This window comes from Paraglaciecola polaris LMG 21857, from assembly GCF_000315055.1.
GTDB classification, from domain to species: Bacteria; Pseudomonadota; Gammaproteobacteria; order Enterobacterales; family Alteromonadaceae; genus Paraglaciecola; species Paraglaciecola polaris.
This window is the reverse complement of the sequence record NZ_BAER01000081.1, coordinates 1-5,234: the sequence shown is the minus strand read 5'-3', so window position 1 is coordinate 5,234 and position 5,234 is coordinate 1. Positions and strand designations below refer to the sequence as shown.

Here is a 5,234-nt window from a genome sequence, read left to right as displayed (position 1 = left end):
TTCAGTTTGAGATTTGCTTCAAAAATTGATTCGAAATTAAATAAAAATAAAGCCTTGACATCGAAACCTGAGAGCGTATTATACGCCTCCACTTAAGAGGGTCTACGGACAACATCTTAAGTCGCTTCCAAGGAAGCGCGCTACTTCGGTAGCAATGTTCTTTAACAATTAATAACAAGACAATCTGTGTGGGCACTCACTTGATGAGTGTCTACCAAAAAAAATTCATGTTCGATAAATATTTAATTGAAGAGTTTGATCATGGCTCAGATTGAACGCTGGCGGCAGGCCTAACACATGCAAGTCGAACGGAAACATGTCTAGCTTGCTAGATGATGTCGAGTGGCGGACGGGTGAGTAATACTTAGGAACATGCCTTTGGGTGGGGGATAACTATTGGAAACGATAGCTAATACCGCATAACGTCTACGGACCAAAGGGGGCTTCGGCTCCCGCCCAGAGAGTGGCCTAAGCGAGATTAGCTTGTTGGTGAGGTAAAGGCTCACCAAGGCGACGATCTCTAGCTGTTCTGAGAGGAAGATCAGCCACACTGGAACTGAGACACGGTCCAGACTCCTACGGGAGGCAGCAGTGGGGAATATTGCACAATGGGCGCAAGCCTGATGCAGCCATGCCGCGTGTGTGAAGAAGGCCTTCGGGTTGTAAAGCACTTTCAGTTGTGAGGAAAGGTTAACGGTTAATACCCGTTAGCTGTGACGTTAGCAACAGAAGAAGGACCGGCTAACTCCGTGCCAGCAGCCGCGGTAATACGGAGGGTCCGAGCGTTAATCGGAATTACTGGGCGTAAAGCGCACGCAGGCGGTTTGTTAAGCTAGATGTGAAAGCCCTGGGCTCAACCTGGGAATTGCATTTAGAACTGGCAGGCTAGAGTTTTGGAGAGGGGAGTGGAATTCCAGGTGTAGCGGTGAAATGCGTAGATATCTGGAGGAACATCAGTGGCGAAGGCGACTCCCTGGTCAGTAACTGACGCTCATGTGCGAAAGTGTGGGTAGCGAACAGGATTAGATACCCTGGTAGTCCACACCGTAAACGCTGTCTACTAGCTGTTTGTGGATTTAATCCGTGAGTAGCGAAGCTAACGCGATAAGTAGACCGCCTGGGGAGTACGGCCGCAAGGTTAAAACTCAAATGAATTGACGGGGGCCCGCACAAGCGGTGGAGCATGTGGTTTAATTCGATGCAACGCGAAGAACCTTACCTACTCTTGACATACTTGGAATTTAGCAGAGATGCTTTAGTGCCTTCGGGAACCAAGATACAGGTGCTGCATGGCTGTCGTCAGCTCGTGTCGTGAGATGTTGGGTTAAGTCCCGCAACGAGCGCAACCCTTGTCCTTAGTTGCCAGCCTTAAGTTGGGCACTCTAAGGAGACTGCCGGTGACAAACCGGAGGAAGGTGGGGACGACGTCAAGTCATCATGGCCCTTACGAGTAGGGCTACACACGTGCTACAATGGCGAGTACAGAGGGAAGCAAACTTGCGAGAGTAAGCGGATCCCTTAAAGCTCGTCGTAGTCCGGATTGGAGTCTGCAACTCGACTCCATGAAGTCGGAATCGCTAGTAATCGCAAATCAGAATGTTGCGGTGAATACGTTCCCGGGCCTTGTACACACCGCCCGTCACACCATGGGAGTGGGTTGCAAAAGAAGTAGCTAGTTTAACCTTCGGGAGGACGGTTACCACTTTGTGATTCATGACTGGGGTGAAGTCGTAACAAGGTAACCCTAGGGGAACCTGGGGTTGGATCACCTCCTTACTATTAGGTCGGCCTCATCAGGTTGAGTGTTCACACAGATTGTTTTGTTGTTAGTAAAAGAAGAACCGAGAGACTTTTAATAGACTAATGTCAATTAAGAGGGGCTATAGCTCAGCTGGGAGAGCGCCTGCCTTGCACGCAGGAGGTCAGCAGTTCGATCCTGCTTAGCTCCACCAAATTGCTTGCGCAATAATAGGCTTGTAGCTCAGCTGGTTAGAGCGCACCCCTGATAAGGGTGAGGTCGGCAGTTCAAGTCTGCCCAAGCCTACCAATTCTCTTTGGTTCAGTGGAAACGATTAGCCTTAATCAATGCGTACTTAATAAAGTATCTATTGATTAGGGTTTTTTAAACCCTACGTGAATGCGTGTAAACGCAAACACATGTTCTTTAACAATATGGAAAGCTGATAAAGTAATCAAAACGAAGAGAACGCTTTCGAGCTTACTCTATCTGATTTGAAAATGAATACTTGTCACGCATACAAAGCAGAAATGCTGATGACTTCGGTTGTTGGTACCGTCTGTACGTCAAATAAATAAAAGGTTATTTGGGGTTGTATGGTTAAGTGACTAAGCGTATACGGTGGATGCCTAGGCAGTTAGAGGCGATGAAGGACGTGTAAGTCTGCGAAAAGTTGTGGGGAGCCGACAAAATGCTTTGATCCACAAATATCCGAATGGGGAAACCCACCGCTTCGGCGGTATCAATAAGTGAATACATAGCTTATTGAGGCAAACGAGGGGAACTGAAACATCTAAGTACCCTTAGGAAAAGAAATCAACCGAGATTCCCCTAGTAGCGGCGAGCGAACGGGGATTAGCCCTTAAGCTAATTACAAGCGAGTGGAATGTGTTGGAAAGCACAGCGATACAAGGTGATAGCCCTGTACACGAACGCGAATTTTAAGTGAAATCGAGTAGGTCGGGACACGTGTTATCTTGACTGAACATGGGGGGACCATCCTCCAAGGCTAAATACTCCTAACTGACCGATAGTGAACTAGTACCGTGAGGGAAAGGCGAAAAGAACCCCTGTGAGGGGAGTGAAATAGAACCTGAAACCGTATACGTACAAGCAGTAGGAGCAGACTTGTTCTGTGACTGCGTACCTTTTGTATAATGGGTCAGCGACTTATATTTTGTAGCAAGGTTAACCGAATAGGGGAGCCGTAGCGAAAGCGAGTGTTAACTGCGCGTTTTAGTTGCAAGGTATAGACCCGAAACCCGGTGATCTAGCCATGGGCAGGTTGAAGGTTGAGTAACATCAACTGGAGGACCGAACCGACTAACGTTGAAAAGTTAGCGGATGACTTGTGGCTGGGGGTGAAAGGCCAATCAAACCGGGAGATAGCTGGTTCTCCCCGAAAGCTATTTAGGTAGCGCCTCGGACGAATACCACTGGGGGTAGAGCACTGTTAAGGCTAGGGGGTCATCCCGACTTACCAACCCTTTGCAAACTCCGAATACCAGTGAGTACTATCCGGGAGACACACGGCGGGTGCTAACGTCCGTCGTGAAGAGGGAAACAACCCAGACCGCCAGCTAAGGTCCCAAAATTATTGCTAAGTGGGAAACGATGTGGGAAGGCTAAGACAGCTAGGAGGTTGGCTTAGAAGCAGCCACCCTTTAAAGAAAGCGTAATAGCTCACTAGTCGAGTCGGCCTGCGCGGAAGATGTAACGGGGCTAAGCAATATACCGAAGCTGCGGACGCAAAGTTTACTTTGCGTGGTAGGGGAGCGTTGTGTAAGTGGCTGAAGGTGAACTGAGAGGTTTGCTGGACATATCACAAGTGCGAATGCTGACATGAGTAACGATAATGGGAGTGAAAAACTCCCACGCCGGAAGACCAAGGTTTCCTGTCCCATGCTAATCAGGGCAGGGTAAGTCGGCCCCTAAGGCGAGGCAGAAATGCGTAGTCGATGGGAAACGGATTAATATTTCCGTACTTGGTATATCAGTGATGGGGGGACGGAGAAGGTTATGCAAGCATAGCGTTGGTTGTCTATGTGAAAGTGTGTAGGGTTGAAGTTTAGGTAAATCCGGACTTCTATATGCCTGAGACACGAGACGAGACTCTACGGAGTTGAAGTTGCAAATACCCTGCTTCCAGGAAAAGCCTCTAAACTTATGATATATCGAACCGTACCCCAAACCGACACAGGTGGTCAGGTAGAGAATACTAAGGCGCTTGAGAGAACTCGGGTGAAGGAACTCGGCAAAATCGTACCGTAACTTCGGGAGAAGGTACGCCCCTGTTTGTGATGAGACTTGCTCTCTGAGCGAATGGGGGCCGCAGTGAAAAGGTGGCTGGGACTGTTTATTAAAAACACAGCACTGTGCTAAATCGAAAGATGACGTATACGGTGTGACACCTGCCCGGTGCCGGAAGGTTAATTGATGGGGTTAGCGCAAGCGAAGCTCTTGATCGAAGCCCCGGTAAACGGCGGCCGTAACTATAACGGTCCTAAGGTAGCGAAATTCCTTGTCGGGTAAGTTCCGACCTGCACGAATGGTGTAACCATGGCCACGCTGTCTCCACCCGAGACTCAGTGAAATTGAAATCGCAGTGAAGATGCTGTGTACCCGCACCTAGACGGAAAGACCCCGTGAACCTTTACTATAGCTTGGCACTGAACATTGACCCTACATGTGTAGGATAGGTGGGAGACTTCGAAGCATCGTCGCCAGATGATGTGGAGTCAACCTTGAAATACCACCCTTGTATGTTTGATGTTCTAACGTTGACCCCTTATCGGGGTTGCGGACAGTGCCTGGTGGGTAGTTTGACTGGGGCGGTCTCCTCCCAAAGAGTAACGGAGGAGCACGAAGGTTGGCTAATCCTGGTCGGACATCAGGAGGTTAGTGCAATGGCATAAGCCAGCTTAACTGCGAGACAGACACGTCGAGCAGGTACGAAAGTAGGTCATAGTGATCCGGTGGTTCTGTATGGAAGGGCCATCGCTCAACGGATAAAAGGTACTCCGGGGATAACAGGCTGATACCGCCCAAGAGTTCATATCGACGGCGGTGTTTGGCACCTCGATGTCGGCTCATCACATCCTGGGGCTGAAGTCGGTCCCAAGGGTATGGCTGTTCGCCATTTAAAGTGGTACGCGAGCTGGGTTTAGAACGTCGTGAGACAGTTCGGTCCCTATCTGGTGTGGGCGTTGGATGATTGAAGGGAGCTGCTCCTAGTACGAGAGGACCGGAGTGGACGAACCGCTGGTGTTCGGGTTGTCATGCCAATGGCATTGCCCGGTAGCTACGTTCGGAATCGATAACCGCTGAAAGCATCTAAGCGGGAAGCGAGCCCTAAGATGAGTCATCCCTGGCAATTTAATTGTCCTAAAGGGTTGTTGAAGACTACGACGTTGATAGGCAGGGTGTGGAAGCGTTGCAAGGCGTTAAGCTAACCTGTACTAATTGCCCGTGAGGCTTAACCATACAACGCCCAAGT

Annotated in this window: 2 tRNA genes and 2 rRNA genes; all 4 read left to right on the top strand. The window is 49.4% G+C overall.

Features of this window, described 5'->3' with window-relative positions:
- Positions 1 to 243: 243 nt before the first annotated feature.
- The 4 genes from GPLA_RS14630 to GPLA_RS14615 all read left to right on the top strand — a co-directional run bounded on the left by GPLA_RS14630 (position 244) and on the right by GPLA_RS14615 (position 5,221).
- A 16S ribosomal RNA gene (locus tag GPLA_RS14630) occupies positions 244 to 1,776 on the top strand.
- Between the two features lie 100 nt (positions 1,777 to 1,876).
- A tRNA-Ala gene (locus GPLA_RS14625) sits at positions 1,877 to 1,952 on the top strand.
- A gap of 18 nt (positions 1,953 to 1,970) precedes the next feature.
- A tRNA-Ile gene (locus tag GPLA_RS14620) sits at positions 1,971 to 2,047 on the top strand.
- Positions 2,048 to 2,336: 289 nt separating this feature from the next.
- A 23S ribosomal RNA gene (locus GPLA_RS14615) occupies positions 2,337 to 5,221 on the top strand.
- Together the 16S and 23S rRNA genes with 2 tRNA genes alongside form the textbook arrangement of a ribosomal RNA operon.
- Positions 5,222 to 5,234: the final 13 nt, after the last annotated feature.